The sequence below is a fragment of the Spirosoma harenae genome (assembly GCF_054776975.1).
Map to the genome: position 1 here is coordinate 223,775 of NZ_BAAHBD010000013.1, position 25,342 is coordinate 249,116.

17 protein-coding genes are annotated in these 25,342 nt (G+C 47.3%); 12 read left to right on the plus strand and 5 right to left on the minus strand.

The features are described from left to right. Nucleotides 1-33: 33 nt before the first annotated feature. From ACYVE4_RS19400 to ACYVE4_RS19435, 8 genes are all read left to right on the plus strand, one after another. Nucleotides 34-2,424 carry an ABC transporter permease gene (locus tag ACYVE4_RS19400; RefSeq protein ID WP_461041856.1) on the plus strand — a complete coding sequence of 797 codons (2,391 nt, stop codon included), beginning with the start codon at nt 34-36 and terminating at the stop codon, nt 2,422-2,424. A 213-nt stretch (nt 2,425-2,637) separates the two neighbouring features. After that, nucleotides 2,638-3,300 (plus strand): hypothetical protein, encoded by a 663-nt coding sequence (locus tag ACYVE4_RS19405; protein ID WP_461041857.1) that lies wholly within the window; start codon nt 2,638-2,640, stop codon nt 3,298-3,300. A gap of 88 nt (nt 3,301-3,388) precedes the next feature. Further along, nucleotides 3,389-5,752, plus strand: coding sequence for an ABC transporter permease (locus ACYVE4_RS19410; RefSeq protein WP_461041858.1), 2,364 nt, complete (start codon nt 3,389-3,391; stop codon nt 5,750-5,752). A gap of 220 nt (nt 5,753-5,972) precedes the next feature. Continuing rightward, nucleotides 5,973-6,518, plus strand: coding sequence for an RNA polymerase sigma factor (locus ACYVE4_RS19415; RefSeq protein WP_461041932.1), 546 nt, complete (start codon nt 5,973-5,975; stop codon nt 6,516-6,518). Further along, a complete protein-coding gene (locus ACYVE4_RS19420) occupies nt 6,493-7,329 on the plus strand; it encodes a HEAT repeat domain-containing protein (protein ID WP_461041859.1) in 837 nt (278 codons plus the stop codon). The genes ACYVE4_RS19415 and ACYVE4_RS19420 overlap by 26 nt, the downstream gene beginning before the upstream one ends. A gap of 148 nt (nt 7,330-7,477) precedes the next feature. Further along, a complete protein-coding gene (locus ACYVE4_RS19425) occupies nt 7,478-8,350 on the plus strand; it encodes a DUF4097 family beta strand repeat-containing protein (RefSeq protein WP_461041860.1) in 873 nt (290 codons plus the stop codon). Continuing rightward, nucleotides 8,350-9,201 (plus strand): DUF4097 family beta strand repeat-containing protein, encoded by an 852-nt coding sequence (locus ACYVE4_RS19430; RefSeq protein WP_461041861.1) that lies wholly within the window; start codon nt 8,350-8,352, stop codon nt 9,199-9,201. The genes ACYVE4_RS19425 and ACYVE4_RS19430 overlap by 1 nt, the downstream gene beginning before the upstream one ends. Nucleotides 9,202-9,232: 31 nt before the next feature. After that, entirely contained in the window at nt 9,233-10,504 is a 1,272-nt protein-coding gene (locus ACYVE4_RS19435; RefSeq protein WP_461041862.1) for a serine hydrolase domain-containing protein, read from the plus strand. Between the two features lie 25 nt (nt 10,505-10,529). On the opposite strand, the gene ACYVE4_RS19440 is transcribed toward ACYVE4_RS19435, so the two are convergent. The 3 genes from ACYVE4_RS19440 to ACYVE4_RS19450 all read right to left on the minus strand — a co-directional run bounded on the left by ACYVE4_RS19440 (nt 10,530) and on the right by ACYVE4_RS19450 (nt 13,262). Next, nucleotides 10,530-11,726 (minus strand): MFS transporter, encoded by a 1,197-nt coding sequence (locus ACYVE4_RS19440; RefSeq protein WP_461041863.1) that lies wholly within the window; start codon nt 11,724-11,726, stop codon nt 10,530-10,532. A gap of 141 nt (nt 11,727-11,867) precedes the next feature. Beyond that, nucleotides 11,868-12,782, minus strand: coding sequence for a hypothetical protein (locus ACYVE4_RS19445; protein WP_461041864.1), 915 nt, complete (start codon nt 12,780-12,782; stop codon nt 11,868-11,870). Nucleotides 12,783-12,905: 123 nt separating this feature from the next. Next, nucleotides 12,906-13,262: a hypothetical protein gene (locus ACYVE4_RS19450; protein ID WP_461041865.1), complete on the minus strand. Its 357-nt coding sequence runs from the start codon at nt 13,260-13,262 to the stop codon at nt 12,906-12,908. Nucleotides 13,263-13,646: 384 nt separating this feature from the next. On the opposite strand from ACYVE4_RS19450, the gene ACYVE4_RS19455 reads away from it, so the two are divergent. From ACYVE4_RS19455 to ACYVE4_RS19465, 3 genes are read left to right on the plus strand one after another with little or no spacing between them, the layout of a single operon-like run. Beyond that, nucleotides 13,647-15,998 (plus strand): ABC transporter permease, encoded by a 2,352-nt coding sequence (locus tag ACYVE4_RS19455; protein ID WP_461041866.1) that lies wholly within the window; start codon nt 13,647-13,649, stop codon nt 15,996-15,998. Between the two features lies 1 nt (nt 15,999). Further along, nucleotides 16,000-18,375, plus strand: coding sequence for an ABC transporter permease (locus ACYVE4_RS19460; protein ID WP_461041867.1), 2,376 nt, complete (start codon nt 16,000-16,002; stop codon nt 18,373-18,375). 38 nt (nt 18,376-18,413) lie between these two features. Continuing rightward, nucleotides 18,414-18,707, plus strand: a complete 294-nt coding sequence (locus tag ACYVE4_RS19465; RefSeq protein WP_461041868.1) for a hypothetical protein — start codon at nt 18,414-18,416, stop codon at nt 18,705-18,707. A 206-nt stretch (nt 18,708-18,913) separates the two neighbouring features. Here ACYVE4_RS19465 and ACYVE4_RS19470 read toward each other — a convergent pair whose 3' ends face one another. Then, complete coding sequence (locus ACYVE4_RS19470) at nt 18,914-20,350, minus strand: SusD/RagB family nutrient-binding outer membrane lipoprotein (protein WP_461041869.1); 1,437 nt, start codon at nt 20,348-20,350, stop codon at nt 18,914-18,916. Nucleotides 20,351-20,372: 22 nt separating this feature from the next. Continuing rightward, nucleotides 20,373-23,618: a SusC/RagA family TonB-linked outer membrane protein gene (locus tag ACYVE4_RS19475; protein WP_461041871.1), complete on the minus strand. Its 3,246-nt coding sequence runs from the start codon at nt 23,616-23,618 to the stop codon at nt 20,373-20,375. A 543-nt stretch (nt 23,619-24,161) separates the two neighbouring features. Between ACYVE4_RS19475 and ACYVE4_RS19480 the strand changes: the two genes are divergently transcribed. Then, nucleotides 24,162-25,223 carry a PA14 domain-containing protein gene (locus ACYVE4_RS19480; protein WP_461041872.1) on the plus strand — a complete coding sequence of 354 codons (1,062 nt, stop codon included), beginning with the start codon at nt 24,162-24,164 and terminating at the stop codon, nt 25,221-25,223. Nucleotides 25,224-25,342: the final 119 nt, after the last annotated feature.

A 25,342-nucleotide genomic window follows, 5' to 3' on the forward strand; every position in this document is an offset into this window, starting at 1 on the left:
TTAGTACCCCATGCCTCTTAACCCCTATCTCCTATGCTTCGATTCGCCATTCGTAATTTACTCAAAACCAAAATCTTTGGTTTATTGAATGTAACAGGCCTCGCGGTAGGCATGGTGGCAGCTGTCTTCATTTTGCTGTGGGTACAGAATGAGTTGAGCTTTGATTCCTATCACCAGAAAGCGAATCGAACGCATGCAATTATTACGCACAACCAGGTCAATAAAGAAGAAACATGGCATTGGTCAACCACACCTTTACCTCTAGCCGATCAGGCAAGAAAACTACCTGATATTGAACAGGTAACTCAGATAATACGCCCGTTCTGGCCTGACTTAACTATAAAGATTGGCGGTCAGCTAGCCCGCATAGAGAAAGCGGCCTGCGTTGATGAAAACTGGTTTTCGGTATTCGATTACTCCCTTGTCGATGGAAGTCTGACGGATTTCAATCGTAACGTGCGGAGCATAGCGCTGACCGAATCGAAAGCGGATCAACTGTTTGGATCGGCGAAGGCCGTGGGCCAACTCATACGCATCGATACGCTGGACTATGTCGTTCGGGCGGTTGTAAAAGACAATCCGGTCAATTCCAGTTTTCAATACGATTGCCTGATTCCCCTTGCGGCTCACCTTGCCAATCCGGAAGCAGTTAAAAACGACAACAACTGGAATAATTTTAACTATGAAACATTCGTAGTTCTTCGCCCAGATGCTGATGTAGAAAAGGCAGAGCAAAAGATTACGCAGATTATTCGTCAGGATAAAAAAGATGAAAAAACGGGTAAGCCTGATACTAGCATTACACTCGAATTGGAGCCATTGTCAGATATGCACTTTGATACCATTAGTCGATACGGTGCTGATGCAGAGCAGGGCGACCGACGAACGGTGTATATTTTTCTGGCGATGGGGCTGGCTATTCTGCTGATGGCCTGTATCAACTACGTAAACCTGACTACGGCCCGTGCCAGTGTTCGAGCCAAAGAAGTAGGCGTTAAAAAACTCATTGGCGCAGGTTATAGTCAGTTATTTGGGCAGTTTATGCTGGAGTCAATACTAATGTGTCTGGCGGCTTTATGCATTGCTTTATCACTGATTTACAGCTTACTGCCGATTTTCAATACCCTGACCAGCAAAACGTTTTCGCTACAATTTACCTCCCCTTCCCTTTGGCTGGTTTTAGGCGGAACAACCTTACTTGCTATCGTCCTGACAGGGATTTATCCAGCTCTCCTGCTGTCCTCATTCCAGCCCGTCCGAGCCATCCGAGGTTTTAATGTGATGGGCTCCACCAATAGTATCTTTCGGAAAAGTCTGGTGGTTGTCCAGTTCACCATTTCCATTATTTTCCTGATTGCTACGCTGGTTGTTTATCAACAAATTCGATTCATCCGAAATACGAAACTGGGCTATGACCGCGACCATATCGTGGCCCTGACCATTCCGTGGCGAGTTCAACCAAAAGTCGATCCGACGGTGATGAAAGAAAGGCTCTTAAAACAATCGAGTATTCTTGATGCGACGATTGCCAGCCAGAATATTGTCGAAATCACCAGTTCGCACAGTGGTAGTCTCGATTGGGATGGTCGCCCAGCGGATTTTCAGCCCACGGTCGGTCAGATTTCAGTAGAGCCTTCGTATCAGAAATTATTCAACCTGAAAATGATACAGGGCCGCTGGTTCGAGCTAAATAATACGGCGGATGAAGAGAATGTTGTCCTGAATGAAACAGCGGTCCGGAAATTCAATCTGCGAAAACCTGTCGTTGGTCAACGGTTTCATTTTCAGGGTAGAAAAGGGATTGTGTTAGGCGTTGTAAAAGACTTTCATTTCAAGAGTCTGCACGAAAAGATCGACCCGCTGGTGATATTTAATCAACCCGGCTGGCGAAGTGGTCTTTACGTAAAAGTTGCGCCCGGTAAAGAAGCAGAAGCGTTGAAAGCAATTCAAACCGTCTGGACCGACCTGATTCCGAGCCGTCCGTTGCAATATAAATTTCTGGACGAAACCTTCGACCGCCTTTACAAAACCGAAGCCCGAACGGCTACGCTGTTCAATGCTTTTGCTCTTGTTGCGGCCCTGATTTCGTGCCTGGGTCTTTTCGGATTGGCAACGTTCACGGCTGAATTACGCGTCAAAGAAATCGGTATCCGAAAAGTATTAGGTGCTTCGGTTGTAAGTCTAATGGCCTTATTATCAAAAGACTTCATGAAGTTGATTGTCGTTGCTATGATCATTGCCATTCCTGTCGGGTACTATTGCATGAACCTCTGGCTTCTGGAATATGCCTATAAAATTGACATGGCGTGGTGGCTCTTCGCGCTGGCAGGATTACTCGCGATTGGCATTGCACTCCTAACCATCAGTTTCCAAAGTGCCAAAGCCGCCCTAACGAATCCGGTGAAGTCGCTTCGGTCTGAATAGCATAGGGCATGGGGTAAATGCAATAATACTTCTTTAGCCCTATGCTATTCGCCCCTTGTCCACTGCCGTACAAAATTTGTCCGTTATCGGACATCTGATTTGCTCATATATTAGTAACTTATTGCAAATCAACAATATACACAGTTGGCATGAAGATAGCAGAGAGTATTTTTACTTACTTAACTTAGTTTTATTCCCTATTTCTGCCGATTCATGAAAACGCTCTCTACACTCCTTTTGGTTGCAGTTAGCTTCGGTGCACTTGCACAACGGTCGTCTAGCAAACACATTTCAACCGATGGTCGGCATCTTCGTATTCGTGTTGACATGGATCAGCCTGGCCGCTCAATCCATTATAACCGTTCGTTCGATGTGATCGACATGGAAGCCAGTGCTATTAAAGCATTGGAAACCAGCATCGTCGACTCATTGGAGCAAGCCTTCAATGAACAGTCAATGGCCGTTGCCGTTAGCACAAAGCACGAAAAACGGAAAGCAAAAAAGTCGGAAGGCTGGGGCAGTGCTAAAGCCGAAAGTGATGACAATGACGATAAACCCTGCGCTGAACAGGTAGCCGTAGCAAGTTCTTATGGTAAGACTTACGGTGGATCATACAACAAAACTTATGACGTTGATGCAGAAGCCAAAGCTACGCCAGAACCTTCTTTCTCGCCCAGCGAAGTAAATCCATCGTCTGTGTTGGTAAAGGAAGATAAAGAAAATGGCCGGCTTTGGATGCAATATAAGTTTGTGAAAGATGGCGAAGAGCTGGTGATCGAACGAACAGCGAACGTGATTGGAAAAAGTGAGCGTGAAAAACAGGCTATCATCCGAGAAACTGAACGCAGCTTTGGTATAAAAACCGGGAATCAATAGTATATTAGCACTGAAAGGTGCATGGTGCCCGAAGCACGGTTTTGGCCTTGTTTCGGGCATTTTTGTTTTTCGCTATATCCTAATCCATATGTTCAGCAACTACCTTAAAATTGCCCTCCGTAACCTCCGGCGTAACATCCGGTACGTAATCGTCAACGTACTTGGCCTTGGGTTAGGGCTCAGTTTTGGCATCCTGACGTTTTTGAATTACCGTTATGCCCATTCATACGATGACTGGCATACGAAACGAGATCGAATCGTTCGGGTCGAATGTATACGTGCTGAGAACTCTTCGCTCTATGGCGTATGTCCATCGCCGTTGACCGATGAAGCAAAGCAGGTCACCGGTGTCGAAATGGCTGTTCGGCTAGCGTCGAAACAAGCTGTGGTGAAGCAGGGAGAAAACATATTCAATGAAAAGATTCATTTTGCGGATCGAAATTTCTTCCGGGTTTTTGATTTTGATGCCCTTAACGGTACAACCGATTTTTCCGATCCGTCTTCTGTCCTGATTTCAAAGGAAATTGCTACCAAATATTTTGGCAATCAGGACCCAATTGGCAAATCACTAATCGTTTATGCTGACCAACCCGACAGAAAAACACTGACGGTCAGAGGAGTAGTCGATGGACAGCTAAAGCACTCCAGCATCCGATTTGATTTTCTGACTCAATTAGACAATCAGGTCGATGCGGGTAAAGCTGTTGACTACACTGACTGGAAATATCGTGTTGATGCGGTATTTCTGCTCCTTCGTCAACCAATGGATAAACCATCGGTTGAGTCATCTTTAGCTTCTTTTATAGCTCCTCAGCGAGCTGCCAGCCCGGATTGGAGAGTGAATCGGTTTGTGCTGGAACCTCTCTCCAATGTAGCCCTTCAAGGAAGGGATTTACGAGGCAACCGATTACTTCCGTCATTACCTCCAGCTGCCGTTTGGGGTACGTTGGTCATGGCAATCCTGATTCTTCTGACAGCGGCCCTCAATTTTGCCAATATGACCATTGCCGTATGCAATCGTCGGCTCCGCGAAATGGGCGTTCGAAAAGTGATGGGGAGTACGCAAACGCAAATTATGCTTCAATTACTGGCAGAAGCGGCTATCATTTGTGGGCTTTCCGTCATGCTGGGAATGATTCTGGCTTTCCCGGTTGTCAGTTGGTACAATCATATGTGGTCGTATATGGAGCTTACAATCGACTATACCGATCCGGTCCTGCTCACGTATATACTTGGCTTATTTGCTTTTACAACGCTTCTGGCCGGATCGTATCCTGCTTTCTACGTTAGCGCTTTTCGCCCGGCGAATATTTTTCGAGGAACGCTTCGTTTCGGTGGATCGGGACTTTTTTCCCGCGTGATGATGGGCATACAGGTAGCTATTTCGCTCACGGCCGTGGTGACAGGTATTAGTTTTCAGCAGAATGCCGAGTACAATCGCACCGCCGACATTGGTTACGACCGACATAATCTCATCGGAGCAAACGTATATGACGAATCGAACTGGCGTGTACTGAAGGCAGAAGCCCAACACATTCCGAATATTGAAGCCATGAGCGGCACTCAACATTTACCGGGGTATAGTTATACGATGGCGACTGTCACGCTCAAGAGCCAACCCCACGAATCGCTCGTCTTTAACGTAGGCGATGATTTCAACAAAATGCTCCAGATCAGGCTCCGCGAGGGCCAACCGCTGCTTCCATTGCAGGGCGATGAGCCTACACAAACGGTGTTAATTAATGAAATGTTTGCCCGTCAATTCGGGGATGGCAAATCCCTGATTGGTCAATCAATCCGGCTGGATTCAACCACTTACCGAATTGGCGGACTCGTTCATGATTTCATGACTAGCAACCCGTTCAGCCCCATTTTACCCGCTATCATTCGACCAGTAGCGCCCAGCAAGTACACCTATTTCATCGCTCGTGTCAACGCCAGAAACCAGAAGCAGGTATTTACAGATCTTGAAAAAACCTGGAAACGCCTTTTTCCCTACCGTCCTTTCGACGGGTTTTATTTGGACAACAATCTTGCTGAAGCCGAAAACGTTTCGACAAACATTGCCCAAACAATGGGCGTTTTTTCGCTGGTAACTACTTTACTAGCGATTTCAGGTCTGTTTTCGTTGGTATCGCTCAACGTGATCAAACGGATGCGCGAAGTCGCCATTCGTCGGGTGTTGGGAGCTACAGGTGTTCAAGTCGGCTGGATTCTGCACAAGCATTACGTCTGGATTCTGGCTATCTCTACCGTAATAGGTTGCGCTATGGGGTATTTCCTGGCAATTTCACTCATGAATAGCGTCTTCAAAATCAATAACGGCGTGTCAACCAGCAGTATCATCATGGCGGCCATTTGCGTATTGCTGGTCGCTTTTTTCACGATCCTCCTAAAACTCTGGCAAACGCTTCAAATCGATCCCGTCAAATCGCTGAAAATGGACGCATAAGGGGTTATGGGCAGAGGGCATGGGGTTGGGGTATGAGCGACTATTTGCCATTGTTTACTGTTCTGATTAGCTGCAATTCAGCTGATCCTCAGCCCTTTCCCCTATGCCAGAAAAAAAATTTTCATTTTTTCTGTAACCTTGCTGAATTCGCGAAGTTTCCAGTTCAAAATCCATTAAACCAGTCACTTTTCGTTTGAACGCGCTAACAGATAATGCCCTGATGCTACAGGTAAAAGCAGGTCGTATCGATACGATGGGCTTACTATTTGAGCGTTATAACCGACCGCTGTTTGGGTTCCTGTTTCACATGACGGGGCAGCGCGAAGCCAGCGAGGATATGGTTCAAACGGTTTTTTACCGCATGCTGAAATACCGCCATACGTTTACCGGCGAAGGTGAGTTCAGAAGCTGGATGTATCACCTGGCCCGCAATGTACTGGTCGATCACAGCAAGCAAAACAAACGGTCGTCGCAGCAGTATGATCTGACCGACGTAGCCGAGAAAATTGGGGGTGGACAAACCGCCGACGAACAGTTTCAGAAAAATCAGGAACTGGAAACACTCCACCGGGCCATGGCCAAACTAAGCGAAGACAACCGCGAAGTGCTGGTACTGAGTCGGTTTCAGGAGTTGAAATATGAAGAGATTGCGCGGGTACTCAACACGACGGAAGGCGCCATAAAAGTACAAGTACACCGCGCAATGAATGAGTTACGGAAGATTTATTTGACGATTGAAAATGGAAAAACTGCCTATAAACTGTGAGCAAACTCAGGAGCAACTGACTGAATTTCTCAGCAATCAATTGCCCGATGCTGAGCGAGTCATCATGGAAGCGCACCTGGCCCAATGCTCAGCCTGTGAGGCAGATGCAGCCTCCATTCGGCAGCTTTGGCAAATGATGGGGCAGTTGCCCACCCCTGAACCAAGTCCGCTGGCCCGCGTACGGTTCGACGCCATGCTGGATACCTACAAAGAAACCATTGCGAGTCAAGAGCCAAGCGTTTTCGAGAATTTGTTAGCGAAACTTCGGGGGCTCTGGACACCAGCCAATGCCCTTCGTCTGGCGTATAGTATCGGTTTGCTGGTGGTTGGCGTAGCGGCCGGGTATTGGTTCCAGCGCTCCAGCGCGCCCACGGTAGCCTATCAGCAACAGGTCGATACGTTGTCGAAGCAGGTTCAGGATATGCGCCAGATGATGATGTTATCGCTGCTCGAAAATCCGGCGGCTTCTGAACGGCTTCGGGCAGTAAGTTACACGGAAGAAATTAGTGAAGTCGACGGTAAAGTCGTCGACGCCCTGCTGACAACATTAAACAACGATGCCAATGTGAACGTACGTCTGGTGACGCTGGAAGCTCTAGCGAAACTGGCTGATAATCCGAAAGTTCGGGAAGGTTTGGTCCAATCCATTACGCAACAGGATTCCCCATTAGTACAGTCAGCGCTGGCCGATGTGATGGTGAAGTTGCAGGAAAAACGATCCATCAAACCACTCCGGCAATTGCTCCACGACGATAATACCAACCATCTGGTGAAAGGTAAAATTGAGCAAAGCATCCGGGAGTTATCCTGATTTGATTAAAAGACAAGAAACCGCCCCCGTGTCTGTGTCCTCACAGACACCTGCGCGTCAGCAAACACTTTCCTTCCGGGTGGGTGTCTGTGAGGACACAGACACGGGAGTCGGGAAAATACACAAACCCCTTAAATCCAAACAAACTATGCGACTATTACTAATCTCCGCGCTGGCGGGGTTGGCCTTCTCTTGTGCCCAATTGCCAGCCAACGCTCAGGAATTTAAAGAGCACATTACCAAAGAATTTACGGTTTCTAAAAGCACAACAGGCAGTTTCCTGGGCATTTACAACCTCAACGGCTTTGTGAAAGTTGAGGGTTATTCAGGCGATAAGATTGTGTTTGAAGTCGATAAAACAATATCGGCCAACACAGCCCAGGATCTGGAATTTGGCAAGAAAGAGTTTCAGCTTCAGATGGAGCAAAAAGGTGATAGCGTTATCGCATACATTGCTGAACCTTACGATACGCGTCCCCGGCGCTATCGCAACCGCAACAACTGGAACAACGACCGCGATGTGGATTATAGCTTCACCCTCAATTTCACGGTGAAAGTGCCGAATTACATGAATCTTGCCGTTTCGACCGTCAATCACGGTGACGTTACGGTGAAAGATGTAAGTGGCGCACTGAAGGTCAATAACGTGAACGGAGCCATTGCGCTGACCAACTTAAAAGGCACGACCAGCGCTCATACGGTGAATGGAGCTGTGGATGTCACGTACCTGGCTAGTCCACCCGATAACTGTTCGTACCATACAATCAATGGCGAAATCAGGGTAACGTATCCCGCCAACCTCTCGGCCGATCTGCAATTCAAAAGCATGCACGGAAGTTTCTTCACCGACTTCCCAAATGCGGAAGCGATACCCATGCAAGCGGTGAAAACAGAGCAGAAAAACGGGAACGGTACGACCTACAAAATCAACAAGACGACCGCCGTCCGCATTGGTAGTGGCGGCAAGACATTCAAGTTTGAAACACTAAACGGAAGCATTTACATTAAAAAACAATCCTAATGAAAACGATTAAATTGACAATTGGAGTTCTGTTGATCAGTCTATTCACCATCAACGCATTATTTGCTCAGAATGAAGTAAAAGAACAATTGGTTGTGCCGCTGAGCGACCCTGGCAAACCCGGTTCTTTAAAGGTAGGGTTAATAAATGGCTCGATCAGCGTAGTCGGCTACAGTGGTAAAGATGTTGTGATCGATATTGCGTCTAGTGGAGGTCGAAAGGGTCGACGTGATGACGATGATCGGGACCGCCCTAGCGATCGGTCGTCGGCGGGCATGAAACGCATCAACGCTGGTAACCCTCTTGACGTGAGCGCTCGCGAAAAAAACAATACCGTCAATATTGATGCGAACTCAACCAATCAGACAATTGATCTGACGATTAAAGTACCACAACAATTTAACCTTCGCATCAGTACGATCAATCATGGCCAAATCAACGTCGAAAACGTATCAGGCGAACTGGAGGTGAATAACGTAAACGGCACTATTGAGTTGACCAATATCAGCGGTTCGGCAGTGGCCAATACGGTAAATGGCGGAGTGATCGCTACGTTCAAAAGTGTAAACTCCGACGCGCCAATGGCTTTCTCGACCCTAAATGGCAATGTCGATGTAACGTTCCCGGCCAGTGCCAAAATGAACGTGAAACTCAAATCAGATCGGGGCGATATGTTCAGTGATTTTGATATTGACATCGACAAGGGGCAATCAAAAGTGAATCGGACGAATCAGAATGGCATGTACCGCGTAAGTATCGACGATTGGGTACAAGGCAAAATCAATGGTGGTGGCCGTGAGATCATGATGAAGAACATGAACGGCAATATCTACGTCCGCAAAGCGAAGTAACCGTTTCAAGTTTGGCGTTCAAACAGTGCATTTGAACGCCAAACTAAATCTAGCCTACGCAACCTGTTTAGGTCAACCTGCATCTACTGGTTATCTGACGAAATCCTCTAATCGACCTGATCCCATGAATGCCTGGCTTACAATAGCTCTTTTGCTCGTAACGATCGTGCTGGAGCCTGTCCATTCAAAGCAGACTATCGTACCGACTAAATTCCCCGAAAAAGCATCGACGGATAACCCCCTCGAAACGTCGGTCGATTCGGTGGTAGAACGCGTGGCGCAACAGTTCATGGCGGCACCTCAGGCTGTAGGGCTTTCAGTAGGCATTTTTAAGGATGGCCAAACGTACGTCTACAATTATGGTACAGTAGAAAAAGGTCGACACCAATTACCCACCCGCCACACAGTTTATCCAATTGCTTCCATTACCAAAACGTTTACCGGTGCATTACTGGCGCAAGCCGTCGTAGAGGGAAAGGTAAAGCTGGATGATGATGTTCGTAAGTACCTGACCGGTGATTACCCAAACCTGGCCTATCAGGGGCAACCCATTCGGCTATTTCACTTGATTAATCATCGGTCGGGCTTACCGTTTCTGTTGCCCAATCGCCCGGAAGCCTTCAATAATACGAATACACCCGCATCAGCAGTGGCTATGGAATTACTACGCCCATATTCGCGCGCGGATTTTTACGCTGATTTACACGAGGTGAAACTCGATACGATTCCCGGCACTACGTTTCGCTATTCCAATACAGGCGCTCAATTGCTTGGGTATATTCTGGAGCGGATTTATGGCAAAACGTTTGAGCAGCTCGTTCAGCAGAAAATCGCCCAACCGCTGGCCATGAATGACACCCGGATTACGCTGACTCCATCGGTGCAGAATCGGTTGGCGAAAGGGTATGATTGCGATGGTATTTTGATGCCCGATAGCCCGGATGAACTACAAGCTGCCAGTGCCCTCAAATCAACCGTAGCCGACATGCTCCACTATATTCAATGGAACGTCGCCGAGCAAACCGAAACGGCCAGATTAGCCCATCAGCCAACCTGGAAATCAGGAAACAGTTATTCGGCAGGACTAAACTGGCAGATGCTGCAATCGTCGGGAAACCGGGTTATCTGGCAGGATGGTAACATTCCCGGCTTCAGTTCGCTATGCATAAATTACCCTGAACTGAATATGGGAATCGTCGTCCTCTCCAACGAGTGCGACCGCACAACCGCTTCCCGGATCACAACGCTAGCTAATCAGGTTGCCAAAGCCATCGACAATCGGGCATTGTTGTTACCTAGATGAATATACTGTAAAGGTTCAAGCGGTATTAGTTCGCCCTGCCTTTGATCCGATAACTCACCACGACCAATAATAGCAGCAAGGCCGCGAAGTATAGCGCCACGGATAAGGAAAAATGGTGAGCGATAAAACCTAGCAAAGCCGGTCCGGCAAGGAGTCCGGCATAACCAATAGTTGTAATCGCCGGCAGGCTTACTGTTGGCGAAATACCGGGTAATCTCCCAGCTTCGCTAAAGAATACAGGGACGATATTAGCCACTCCTAGCCCCATTAGCACAAAGCCAAGTAAGGCTCCCCATGCCCAGGGGCTTAAGACCGCAATAACCAGTCCGATAGCGCCCATCAAGCTACCACTTACTACGACCGTTCTGGCATTCAAACGGGCTACCAGTTTATCCCCAACTAATCGCATGATCGCCATGGCAACCGAAAAGGCTGCATAACCTGCGCCAGCAAGCTCCGATGGCATCCCTTTTGTATCTCGCAGAAAGATGGCACTCCAGTCGAGGATAGAACCCTCGGCAAGAAAAGCAGCAAAGCACATGGAACCCAGAAATAACACACGGCCATCTAGCCACTGGAATCGCTGATTGCCCGACTCAGGCTTTTCGGCAGTAGAGAATTGAGCAATAGCCCGTCGCTCAACATCGGCAGGAAACAGGTTTCGATATTGGGTTAAGGTAATAACGATCATCAGTCCGGCAATACTGACAATAGCCCAGATCGGATTGAATCCCAGCTTGATCAGAAAGCCTAAACCCAGCGACCCGAATAGGCCACCTACACTAAACAAACCATGTAAAGACGACATAATCGGCCTTCCATAAAGGTTTTGCACCTGTACACCATGCGCATTCATTGCGACATCAATAGTGCCAATGCTTGAGCCAAAAATAAAGAGCGTGATAGCCATAGCTGGCGTCGACGAAAGGATAAGCAGAAGCGGTAGCGCAAATGCCATCACCAGCCCCGCGCAAGCCATTATAATTCGACTCCCGAAACGGCTCACCAATATACCCGAAATGGGCATCATCAGTAAGGCTCCTCCGCCTAGCAGCAGTAGTAACAAACCTAAATTGGCGTCGTTCAGAGCTAATCGGTCTTTTGCATAGGGAACCATCGGCGCCCAACTAGACATGCCCAGACCGCAAACCAGAAAAATCAATTGGGTGGCCAGACGGGCCTTTAACACCTGTCTTGAGGGTGTTGCCAGCGCTACATTCATACGGCAAGCAGGTTATTCTTGTTCGAATCTGGGAAACTAGTAAAATACTATTGAATAACCTGTAGATTGATCACGAGTTTTTATAGGGTACTCATCATTATCCAGCAACCGAATCTGTAGCTCGGTTGCTGGATAAGTCGTCTATTTATAGAAATAATAGACCGGTGGCTGCCGAGGAATAGAAGTCCCCTGTTGTACCATGATGCTACTCGATAAAGTTCCAGATGGATTATAACTCAGCTCGTAATTAGTGTAACTGGTCATATCCACATTGGTATAGCGGACCGTTTCACTCAACTCATTGTTAGCACTGACGGGATTGTAAGGTAATTCAAGCTTTTTCAGCGGGTTAACCTTATCATCGTGCGTATAGGTATAGCCGAAACCTATAGGAGTGCCATTCCCATAGTAATCCTGACGGCTAATAATATTATCGCCTTTCCAGGTAAATACAGGGTAAGCAGTATTCTCTCTTCGATCCTTTATTGCCGTTATGTGCCCCTGCGGATCCGTTTCAAAATCAGTTATGCCATTGAAATAGGCTTCGCCCTTGGCTAAATTGAGGTAATACAAGTACATGGTCTTCAGTCGGCCATTGTCGTAGTGCAGTTCGTTCAAGAAATAAATAAAATCTCTAGCCAGTTCACCTTCATACACTTTGGTGTAAACGCGATAAATACGGTTGTCGGCATACTCGTAATAGAATGTATGTCCTCCCCATATTTTGTCTTGCGGAAACGAAGCTGACCCCATCGGTTGCCCCTGGTCGTTATAGAGATACTGCGTACCTGCATCGGATTTGTTATACCAGTTACCTACGGTTCTATCGAGCTGACCAGCTGGTGTGTGACTCAGCCGAACAAGGGCGTCGAAACGGGGGAGCTTCATGGTAATCGTTGGGCTGGCCGGTTTGCCATCCGAAACATTACTGATGAGCTTGAGCGTAATCAGCGAGTCAATGGGTTCACTCGCTTGTTGGGGAGTTACTGGTTGATCGGGGTTACAAGCCAGGATGGCGGTACACAGCCCTCCAACAAAAAGAAAATGTTTAAACATACGTTTGTTCTGTAAAATAATGGCCCAGGCATTAGTAGACGTCAATGAATAGGACATCATTTGAAAAGGTAATTGTACTTGATCGCAAATATTAGTCGGCTGGGTAGCTTATGGGCGTAAAAGCTAGTGACTGTGTTGGCCGGTTCGTCGGTAAAGCCGAAAAGCGGCAATCAAATAGCCAATAGTAGCCAGCCCATAGGCAATGGGCAGAGCCTTCTTGCCATCCTGAAAATACAAGACACTTACTATACCCAGCACTATGGCTTCAACGAAAAACACCAGGCTATCGAAGCTCTTGATATACCTGGCTAAGCGATGGTGAAAGATCGTCAGCACGAACACAAAGAGGCCAAATGCAATTAAAATTCCCCCGGCTATAGTATGATGGTGCTCAGCTTTATCAATTCCCTTAATCATGATAATCACTCCGGCCAGGCCATGAGCTAGTTGCTTGCGTACTTCTAGAGATGGTGGGCGCATTCGATTTAGACGCTTAAATAAGGGAGATGATTAGCAGACGAGAAACTAATTTCAGAATAGGCATTCTCTACCCTGTAAACGCAAAGATGATAAAAGCCTGATCTAACACAAACATCCTTCTATAAGAATATTTCCCGGTACGATCAGGCCAGATTTCCAGTTCTGATTTTGCGCTTGAAACCTGCTCATTATCTCTTGTCCGCATTTGAACGGATTCCGTCCGATACCGGACGGAATCCGTTCAAATTTCAAAGGTAACAATCTTAAAATCAGACGCTTAAAAGCAATGGTATAATATTTGAGCGAATCAACAGAAACGCATGCGTCCAGAATAAAAGCCAGGATATACCCTATGCCCTTACCCCTCTGCCCCATGCCAATCCTATGCTAAGGAATTACCTAAAAATAGCCTTGCGAAATCTCTGGCGGAATAAGTTGTATTCCGGCTTGAATGTGGGTGGTCTGGCGATTGGATTGGCAGCTTGTTTGCTGATGACCCTGTACGTCGATCATGAATTTTCGTACGATAACTATCATCCCAAGGCAAACCGGATTGTTCGGGTAACGTCTGAGATGAAAACACCGGAGTCAACGCTGGCTATAGCTTCAGACCCGCTACTGCTAGGCCCGACTTTAAAACGCGATTACCCAGAAGTTGAAACGGCGGTTCGCTTTTTCCCCACTGCGGCCACGATCAAAACAAAGGATAAACTGGTCAGCCAGGGCGATGTCTATTATGCTGACAACGATGTTTTTTCCGTTTTCTCCTACAATTTTCTGGCAGGAAATCCAGCAAAGGCGTTAGCCAATCCTACCTCTGCCGTCGTTACCGAACGCTTTGCCAATACTTATTTCGGGCGAACCGATATTCTGAATCAATCGATTGAGATTAACAAACAGCCGTACCGGATTACAGGCGTTATCGAGAATCTACCCAGCAATACAGACCTAACGTTCAGCGCATTATTGTCCAGAAAACCGGATAAAACAACTAATTGGCTGGAAGAAGATTTTGCGGCTTACACGTTTGTTCTGTTCAAGCAAGAACCTGATCTGGCCAATTTCAGTAAGAAACTGGCTATACTTTCGAAAAATGTGCTGGGTCCTGAATTGAAAAAAGCCGGTGCCGAAAATTACTCGATTACTTTCCCGGTTGAATTACTAAAAGACGTTCATTACAGTCAGGGAAAACTAGAAGACACGCCTAAAGGCAATAAGCAATACAGCTATTTGTTCGCCTTTCTGGCCGTATTTGTTCTGGTGATTGCCCTGCTGAATTATATCAATCTAGTCACAGCTAAAGCCACCGAACGGTCGAAAGAGGTCGGTATCCGCAAAGCGGCCGGTGCTCAATACAGTCAACTCGTCCGGCAATTCCTATTCGAATCGGGGCTACTGAGTGGAATCGCCATTTTGTGCGCCGTTTCGCTGATGCAGTTTGTGATTCCGTTTTTCAATACGCTGCTTTCCATTCAGATAGCGATCAACTGGCGTGAAGCCACCCCGATGATTGCGTTCACCTGGATCGTGGTTACGTTATTGGGTGGCTTATACCCCGCTTTTGTCCTGTCGAATTATCGCCCGGTTGATGTATTGAAAGGAAAACTAACCAGTTACGGGCAAGGTATCTGGCTTCGGAAATCGATCATTGTTTTTCAGTTCGTACTAGCCGTGGGCATGATTGCCAGCGTATTAGCCATTCATCGGCAGATGGATTATTTGCGGCAGTATGATCTCGGTTTCAGCAAATCGCAAGTGCTGAGCCTGTATTTGCCCGATGATTCGACCGCACGAGCGGGTGCTAAAGCATTTGCCAATAGCCTGAAAAGTCGTAGTGAAATTAAAGGCGTAACGCTTGGCTCTGGCCTGTCGGATGGAGCCATGGCGATGGCGTCGACCAATATCCAGTCGAATGGCAAGAAGCGGGAATTGATGGCCAATTACCTGTTTGTTGATGAGTCATTTGTGCCTGTACTAAACATGCGGCTTAAAGCAGGACGAAACTTGTCAATCAAGTCGCAGGCTGATGTGAAAGGTGGTTTTCTGGTTAACGAAGCTTTTGTAAAAATGGCTGGCTGGAAGCAAGGTGTTGGTCAACCCATAGATGGTTTCGGTCATAAAGGGAGTGTTGTGGGTGTCGTGAAAAACTTCCACTACCAATCGCTGCACAATCTGGTCGAGCCGTTGGTGATGATTTACAACACGTTCCCGACAAACTGCGTGATGGTGAACGTAAAACCAGCCGATCTGCCAACTGTAAAAACGATCTGGCAAAGTCACTACCCAAACTATCCGTTTGAGTATAGCTTTCTCGATGACTCGTTCGACAAACAGTACCGTAAAGATCGGCTGATGGCTACGCTATTCAACGTCTTTGCAGGATTGACCATTCTGGTTTCCTGTCTGGGCCTATTCGGATTAGTCGCATTTACGACCGAACGCCGAACAAAAGAAATCGGCGTCCGGAAAGTGCTGGGTGCATCGGTGACCAACATTGTTTCCCTACTCTCAACCGATTTTCTAAAACTGGTTTTGATCGCTATTGTGATTGCCTGCCCTTTGGCGTGGTATGCCATGCATAGCTGGTTACAGGATTTTGCCTATAAAACGAATCTTTCATGGTGGCTCTTCGCGCTGGCGGGTCTACTCGCTATTGCGATTGCCTTATTAACAGTGAGTTACCAAAGTATTAAAGCAGCACTAATGAACCCAGTAAACTCATTACGGTCTGAATAATATGCTAACGAACTTCTTTCATACTGCCTTTCGTAATCTCTGGAAACACAAACTTTTTTCCTTTATCAATGTGTTTGGTCTGGCGTCGGGCATGTTGGTGTGCCTACTGGCGATGATCGGGATTAAAGGCGCTTTTGAATACGATTCATTTCATCCCCATCCTGATCGTACATATCGCATTCTAACGGACGTAACGTTCAGAGACAACGGCGAGAAAGGGTATGCCACGTCGCCTATACCCTTGGCCGATGTACTAAAGCAGCAATACCCGTTTGTTGAAGAAGCAACGCGGGTAATTCGCAATTATGGCGACTTTACGGCCAATCGGAAGCAATTACCTACTGTTTATAGCGCCGTTGATCCCGGTTTTTTTAAGGTATTCGGATTTCGTCTGGGAAAAGGTCAGCCAGCGGTTGCTCCGAAAACGGTTGTACTAACGCAGAAAACAGCCGAACGCTTTTTCGGTATTGAAAACCCGATTGGCAAACGGATGGAGCATCCTGATCTGGGAGCTTTAACGGTTGTCGGCGTTTTTGCAGAACCACCAACCAAAACCCATCTTAATTTCGATTTGCTGGTTTCGATGGCGTCGTATTCGGGCGTTGCCTGGGAACGTTCACGAACTGATTGGAAACAATATGCAAGAGGCTATACCTACGTATCGCTAAAGCCGGGCATACCTGCCGAAACGCTGGATGGTGTTTTGCCATCATTAGCCGGTCGGATGACCAAAGGCGTAACGTTCAAGGACGAGAAAGGCTATACATTCCGCAGCCAATCATTAGCCAGCCTTTCGCCCGCCCGCGAAGAACTGATGAACGGAACGTTTGAACCCTCGCTTGGCAAGTTGGAAGTGCAGATGTGTGTTGGCTTACTGACGTTATTACTGGCAGCTTTCAATTACATCAATTTAACCCTTGCCCGTTCGCTCAGCCGGGCTCGCGAGGTGGGTATCCGAAAAGTTTCTGGCGCGTTACGCTGGCAACTGATGGGCCAATTTATGGGCGAATCGGCTTTTCTGTCGCTGATTAGCCTGGGGCTGGCGTATGGTATGCTCCAACTGATCAAACCGATGCCATTCGTACAAGAATGGTTGATTGGCGGAGTCGAATGGGAACAGGACCCGCGTGTGTGGACCGTATTCATCTTCTTTAGCATTATTACGGGCTTGCTGGCAGGTGTATTGCCTGCTCGCGTGTTATCCAAATTTGAACCCGCCCAGGTACTACGGAGCCAAACTGGGATACGCGTATTTCGAGGAATTACACTTCGTAAAGCGCTGATCGTGGCTCAGTTTTCTATCTCGCTGTTTGCCATGATTGCGTTGCTTGGCATGGCTCGTCAGCAGCAGTATATGGGCACAGCAGATTATGGATTTAGTCGTAAAAATGTACTGACGATCCCTCTGAATGGCATGCCCGCTAACCGATTAGCGGATAATCTGAATCGACTGTCGGGCGTAGAACACGTATCGGCTACAGCGGCTCGATTTGGCGATCACGGCGGTGACTGGCAGCTGGTATACAACCAGCGAACCGGGGGCGATTCCACAATAACGGATGTTTTCTCGACGGATGCGCAACTGCTCTCTACTGTTGGCCTGACGCTCCTGGCCGGTCAGAATATGCCAGCTTCGGTGTCGGATTCTGCGTCGCACCTTGTCCTGATTAATGAAGAAGCCGTTCGTGCCTTTAAGCTGGGCGAATCGGGAGCGGCTGTGGGTAAAACACTCTGGCTAAACGATAGTACAGATGTCCAGATCGCGGGGGTTGTGAAGGATTTTCAATTCACGACGATGGCTATGAAATTACGTCCGCTAGTGCTTCGCTATCAACCCGCCCGCTTTCGGTATCTGAACGTGAAAGTTGCCGACGGTAATCCCGAAGCAGTTAAAACGGCCGTTGCCCAGGTCTGGAAACGTATGAATCCCTATGAACCCTTCGAAGGTGTTTGGTACGACACCTATCTGACTGATCGGCACAGCCATACCGACGATATTTCCTTTATGGGATTATTACTCGGCTTTGCGTTGTCGATTGCCTGTTTGGGACTGTTGGGCATGGTTACCTACACGACCCAGTTGCGCAGAAAAGAAGTGGGCATTCGGAAAGTGATGGGTGCTCGTGTCGATCAGGTTGTCTGGCTGTTATCGTGGGATTTCCTAAAGCTATTGCTGATTGCCGGGGCCATTGCGTTGCCGTTAGGCTATCTGACAACGAGTTTCTTTTTAATGACCTTCGCCTATCACATTACGGTCGGTGTGGGTATGTTAAGTGCCTGTTTTGGCACGATGTTGCTTTTAGGCGGTTTAACGATTGGCTGGCGTACATACCGAACAGCGCTGACCAATCCAACCGATAGTTTGCGGTCTGAATAGCAAAAAATAGTTTTAACAATTTTCCTTTTCCTACAACTATGTCTTACATCGCCATCCCCATTTCTTCGATGCCTGGAAAGCAGGAAATCGAAATCGACGTGACCATCAACGGGCAGAAACAGGCGCTGCACTATCGCGTTGAATTGTTCTACTGGAGTGATTGCATCGTCCCTACTTTCGACCGCGTCGAATGCATTCGACAGATGCTAGCCGGATACGACCAGGATTGGACACTCTACTACATTGGCTCGCCTACGGATGACTTTGTTCCCATCACGTTTGTCAAGAAGGAAGATCTTGTCAAGCAGCGAACGCTTCTAAGGAGTCATTAATATGGATAAACTTTACTGTTCAATACGAACGGCCAGTCAACTTGACTGGCCGTTCGTGTATTTGGAAACTGTTTGAGGGTTGGAGCCTGAGTTTTGACGTTTTCCGTGGTCTGTGTCCTCACAGACCACCTGTGCGCCAGCCAACACAAAACCATCCGGGCGAATGCTCTGTGAGGACACAGACCACGGAACGGACCTCAAACAAACTATTTATAAATCGCCAGTGCTTCAAAGGTAGCTGGTACCGGTTTGGGTGCATTTGGATTTGAGTTCAGCTCATTTTGTGGGTAAATGAATCGCCAGGGAAGCTGTGTGCCCGTGTTCGGTGTTAGTTTAATACCATAGGCCTCAGCACGAGTCCGGCGCTCATCGTTCCAGCCAATGTGTTGTCCGTAGAATGACACATACCGTTCCTGCAAAATTTCCCGTAACAGAGCGTTATTGGCTGTAATGCCATCTGCATTTTCAATACCACCAGCCGCAAAATCAGCCGCTACATAGGGATCGTATTTGTACGTTCCAGCCGTCAAATAGGTCGAGTTGATATTACCCCCGGTATTCATCCACGCCCGGTACGCATTCAAATGTCCCAGAGCAGTGTCAAATCCTTTTCCCGACCGTAAAGCCGACTCCGCCAATGTCAGACTATTTTCCTGATAAGTAATAAGCGGGAAGCTAGCACCTTGGGCAAAGAAACCCGTTGCTCCCGACGTATTTGGCTCAATTTTACCTGGCGTATTGATACCGTTTTCGAGGTAGTAAAACCGGAATCGGGCCGTCTCGATGGTCTTCGAATTACCTCTGTACGTAGCACTTGTCGGATTCAGGATCGTCGTGTTATACGCGCCTACAGCATTTATATCGCCGGTACGGCTAACGACCAGAAAGGAATAATACGAATTCTGGTTTACGTTTGCCGTGATACCGTGTGGTGCATACAAAGAGTTCGCAAACACACTGACCCCCGTCTGAGCGGCTATATAGGCTTCATCATACTTCTTCAGATCGGTCAATAACCGAGCCTTTAGCGTATAGGCAACCTGCGTCCATTTGGTCGCATCGCCCCCAAAGTGAATATCTTCTGTCGTAACCGTACCGACACCCGATTTCAGATCGGTAATAGCCTCTTCGAGCGAAGCCAGCAGCTTTGTGTAAACAGTCGCCTGGGCTTCGAACGCCGGATTAGGATATTTAGCAATGTCGCCTGCCTGATCCACCGGAATATCACCCCATAATTCCGTACCCGTAGCGAGTGCATTGACGCGCAGGATTTTGGCAATGGCTACCATTTTCCGGTTACCAAGCGCGGTTGCCTGCTCAATAGCGAGAAGTGCATTGGCATTCGTCGCCTGATACACCAGATTCCAGTCGCCATCATAGATACCCGCCGATACGTTATAATTATAATAATCCTTCCATTGCCGGTCGGCCCCGGAGGCATAGCCAGACCAGATGGTTGTTAAACGACTAGCCATACCCTCTTGAGTCGCCATGTTGGCAATCTCCGTACCGGTTAGCAACAGACTGGCTGTCGATTTGGTCGGGTTGTTTGGATCTACGTTCAGATTCTCGACAATTGATGAGCAAGCGAAGAGCTGGAGACCAAATACCAGGGCGAAAACTGATCTATATATTCGTTTCATAAAAATGGCTTCTTCGTGGTAATTAGTAATTGATTTTTATGCTGAAAAGCAATGACTTCGTGTTCGGACTGTTGAAATAGTCCTGTCCGCGCGAGTTGCTGGCTCCGTTAAGGGCCGTTTCGGGATCGACCCCAACCATTTTCGTCCACAATACCGGGTTACGGCCGGTAACGGTTACGTCGATCGACTGCAACTTGGTTTTCTGGCGAAACTTTGGTGAGCTGAATGAATAACCAAGCGAAATCTCCCGAATACGAGTCCAGCTGGCATCCGTAATAAACTGTTCGACAAGGGTACTGAAACCACCCCCAATAGACGTATAATACGACTGATCGAGCAGTACTGGTCCGGCACCAAAATCCTGAATATTCCCCCGAACCGTGCTTCCCGACGCGATGGTTTTACCTGCATAGTTCTTCAGATCCTGCGTCAGTGTCACGTCGTTCCCCACATCGGCATGAGTACCGAAATTATAGAGCGTTCCTCGCGTTCCATTGTAGAAATCACCGCCCTGAAACGTTTCAAAAAGAAGGTTCATTGAGAGTTTCTTGTAGGACAGGTTTGTTCCGAAACCACCCCGATAATCCGGGTTTGGATCGCCAATTACCCCAAACTGCGAAGCAACCTGTGGGAAACCATTCGCATTGAGGTTCAGTGAGCCATCCTCCTTACGCATGTACGTACCGCCATAAAGCGACGACATGGCATAACCCACTTTAGCCACCGTACTGGCCGTCGTACTGAATCCTCCCAGCGTAATGATATCCGTTCCTGCCAGATTCGTCACCCGATTGATATTGCGGCTTATATTACCAAATACGTTCCAGTTGAATCCACTCTTATTCAGGATATTGAAGTTAAGCTCTGCCTCCCAACCCTTGTTGGTCATCGAACCCGCGTTGGTGTATTTTGAGGTATATCCCGTCGAACCAGCCACGGCTACGTTGAGCAACAAATTCGTGATTTCGTTCTGGTAATAGGTGAAGCCAGCTGTCAACCGGTTGTTCAGGAAACGGAGGTCGGTACCTAACTCCCATTCGGTTTTCCGTTCGGGTTGCAGGAATGGATCGCCCTGGGTAGAACTTCGCACATAGGCTCCATTACCGTATCCAGCGCCACTAAGTGAATTGGCCCAGCTGCTAAACGACGCATTTACGTAGGTCGTTGCGTTCCGATACGCATCGGGCTGCACCCCCACCGTACCGTAGGAAGCACGCAGTTTACCGAACGACAACACAGGGTTATCCCGGAAAATGGGAAGTTGCGTAAACTGCCAGGCGACGTCAGCAGACGGATAGTAGAATGTCGATTTTGTCTGGCTACCGAACGTCGAGCCCGATTCGCCAGCCAGCGACGCATTGACGTAGAGTTGATTATAAAAGCCCAGATTCAGAGTTGAATACAGACGAGCCATCCGTCGATTCGTGGTTGTCCGGTAAGGAGCATCGTTGGATACCAGCGAGTTACCAAAGTTGGCGGGCGCATCTGGAATAATGAACGTGTTCATCGTAGCGCCCAGATTGAGGTATTTCCGGTCATTGATGTTGAAACCGACGATCAGCGTGCTCGTAATATTCTTGCCAAAATCCTTGAATATGCGACCAATTACGTCACCATTCATTTCGGATTCCTTGTAGATATTCTCCTCGTAACTTCCCAAACCACTGTTTGCGGCCGAGTTTACCGGATAATTCGTGATGCGGTGATCGGTATTCGCATCAAGACCACCTCGAAGGGTAATATCGAACCAGGTTGCGGGTGTAATGAGCAATTCAGAACTCATAATGAATCGGTCTACTTCCGAAAAATTGGTCAATTCATTGATCGCCCACATGGGGTCGTTATAGATCGGATTCGCTAATGCCCCTAAGTAATTTCGGTACGCACGCTGCCGGTTTGGAACCGCGCTGGCTGTTGGCGACGCGAAGTAATTTCCTTTGTAATCGCGGCTGTCGAAATCAGTTGGGGTACGGAGATAACCAATGTACAGACCGTTTACGCTATTACTTCGCTGAATCCGGTTTGAGGTTGTCCGGGCGTAGGTTGCGTTGGTCGACGATTTAAGAATATCGTTGAAGCGCCGTTCAGAGTTGAATCGAAGCGTGGTCCGATTGTAATCGCTTTGGCCGTTGATAATCCCTTTCTGGCGCAGATCACCAAAGCTTAGGTAAAAATTTCCTTTTTCGTTACCACCACTGATTGACAGATTATTGTCGATGAACGTACCTGTTCTGAAAACCTGATCTTTCCGAATGTCGTTGTACGTTTCCTTCGAGTTTTTGGTAAGAATAGGGTAATATGTTTTTCCGCTGTAAGCCTCAAAACGAGCACCATTCATATTAACAATATCCTCTCCCCCGGCCCGATTCGCGATTTTATCCCCCCACGAGTTGGCAACCGTTGGATTGTAGACTCCGTCTGATCCCTGTCCGTAATTGCTTTGCAGTGGGTGCAGCAAATTGGGTTTATCGAACGAAACCGTAGAGCTAAAAGAGATATTAACTTTATCGCTGTTTGCGCCTTTTTTCGTTGTAATAACGATTACGCCGTTGGACGCCCGCGATCCCCATAAAGCTGCTGCCGAAGCGCCTTTCAGAATTTGCATCGACGCAATGTCTTCAGGATTGATATCGTTCAGGCGCGACTGTTGCGTAACGCCAGCCACCCCATCGCCCAGCGTCGAGTTACTGATCGGGATACCATCCACAATAACCAGCGGTTGGGTAGTGCCTGTAATGGTATTCTGTCCGCGAATCTGGATATAGGAACCAGCGCCAGGGTCACCAGCCGATTTTGTAATCTGAACGCCAGCCGCTTTACCGGACATCCCATTGATTACCCCCGTTTCACCTGATCGAACGATATCTTTCGCTTCAATTTTCGAGGCTGTAGCACCGCGTTTATCTGCATTTTCTTTAAACCCTAATGCACTGACAATCACCTCATCAAGTGATGTTTCATCGCGACTTAACTTTACAGATATGGTACTCTGATTGCCAATTGGAGACTCCGTGGTTTTCATGCCAATAAAGGAGAAAACCAGTACACCATTTTTAAGCAGATTGTCAGGAATCGACAATGTATAAGCTCCTTCCGCATTTGTTGACGCCCCTATGGTAGTGCCTTTGATCACCACGTTTACACCGGGCAATGATGAATTATCCTCGCCAGAGGTAACAGTTCCTTTAATAACCCGGCTCTGCGCAAACAGCTGCATCGGGATAGAAAAGGCAAACAATACGAGAAACAGTAGTTTTTTGTCCTGCATTTCCGTTTTTAGTTAGGTTGAAAAAGTACTAGTACAACAGCCCGGTAGGTTCTGTTGGCAATAAGGGTATTTACTCTATGTACGTAGAAAAAAAGCTCGAGCAGACCTGTAGCAAATGGCCTTCTCCTGAAGTAATCGAAAAATCACTGAATGCCTGGCCAGCATGCGAATGCGCTTGTTACAGACACATTCCGTATGTCAAATATAATTCCTATAAAAGGAAAATCACAATAGTATATTTCTAATTACTTCGATATTTCACAATTATATTCTATTAATATCGCTTTTATTTAAAATAAAATTCCAAATTCTTCATATAATTAAAAATTAAATAAAAATCTCACCAAACTTTATTGTTATTAATTCAACCAGTTAAGGGCTTCATTGATAAATCGCTGTATACGATTTAAGGGTAATTACTTATAAAGCCGAATCCTATTTTGTAGTTTTCCAATAGGTAGGCATCCGTTAAACCTTCTTAATTTTCACTAAGGCATATGCAAGCCAATAGGCAAAAGCATCATATTTGATAAAAGCTTATCTATGAAAACGATAACGCTACTCTTAGCCGTTTTCCTCTGGTTAACGAGCCATCCGATATGGTCGCAGCAAGGCCTCAAAGGAGAATATTATGTCGGCACGGATTTTAAACGGAAAATCCTGACACGTATCGACCCGAAGCTTAGTTTCGATTGGTCAGCCGGAAGTCCTGCCCGTGGTATTCCTCACTCCTATTATTCTGTTCGATGGACGGGCAAATTATTAGCGCCTGTCTCAGGTGCCTATAAATTTTATGCGACAGTCGATGACGGCATTCGGGTTTGGGTAGACAATGAACTGGTTATGGAATCCTGGCAGTTGAACGACTCGAATCATTATACAGGTACGATCACCCTCAAAGCTGGGCAGTTGTATGATTTGCGGGTAGATTATTTCAACGACATGATGGGCGGTGAGCTTCAGTTATTTTGGCAGCGACCCGATAAGAAAACCATCTATATCGATCGGTTTATCCGAAGTGGCGAACTAATACCTGCCAAGTATTTCTTCCAGAAGGCAATGCCAGAAGAGCGATTTACCTTGGTTAGAGAGTCTAACCCACCCATCAATGTAGTTCCTCCAGCTAAGGTTATTCCGAAGTCAATAAAAACGATTCCCCAAAAACGGCCAACCCTTACCGTAAAAAAGCCTACTCCTATTCCACCGATCGTAAAACCCATAGTTCCTCGTGATACGACAGTCTCATTAGAAACAGAATTCAAACGAGGTTCGTCGGCCATTTTGAACCATGTCCAGTTTGAGCAGAGTAGCTACATACTCTTGCCCGAATCATCGACGGAGCTGGACAAACTGGTAACCGTTCTGAAAATCAATCCAACCTGGCAAATCGACATAGCGGGTCATACAGACAACGTCGGCGATCCACGACTGAACCTGTCTTTGTCGGAGAATCGTGCCAAAGTTGTTTCTCATTACCTGACGCGTCACGGAATAGCGGATGATCGCATTACGACAAAAGGTTACGGAGGCACTCGCCCAATCGCCGATAATACTATTGATCGCGAACGACCTAAAAACCGGCGCGTCGAGATTACAATTCGGTAAGATTTTTATTGCATCCTGCACGAAATTACTGTCCGTGAGCGAACATACGCATGTCCGTTGGCGGACACGTGTGGCCTTTGCTACTAAACATATAACCTTGATAGCTAGCCATTTACCTC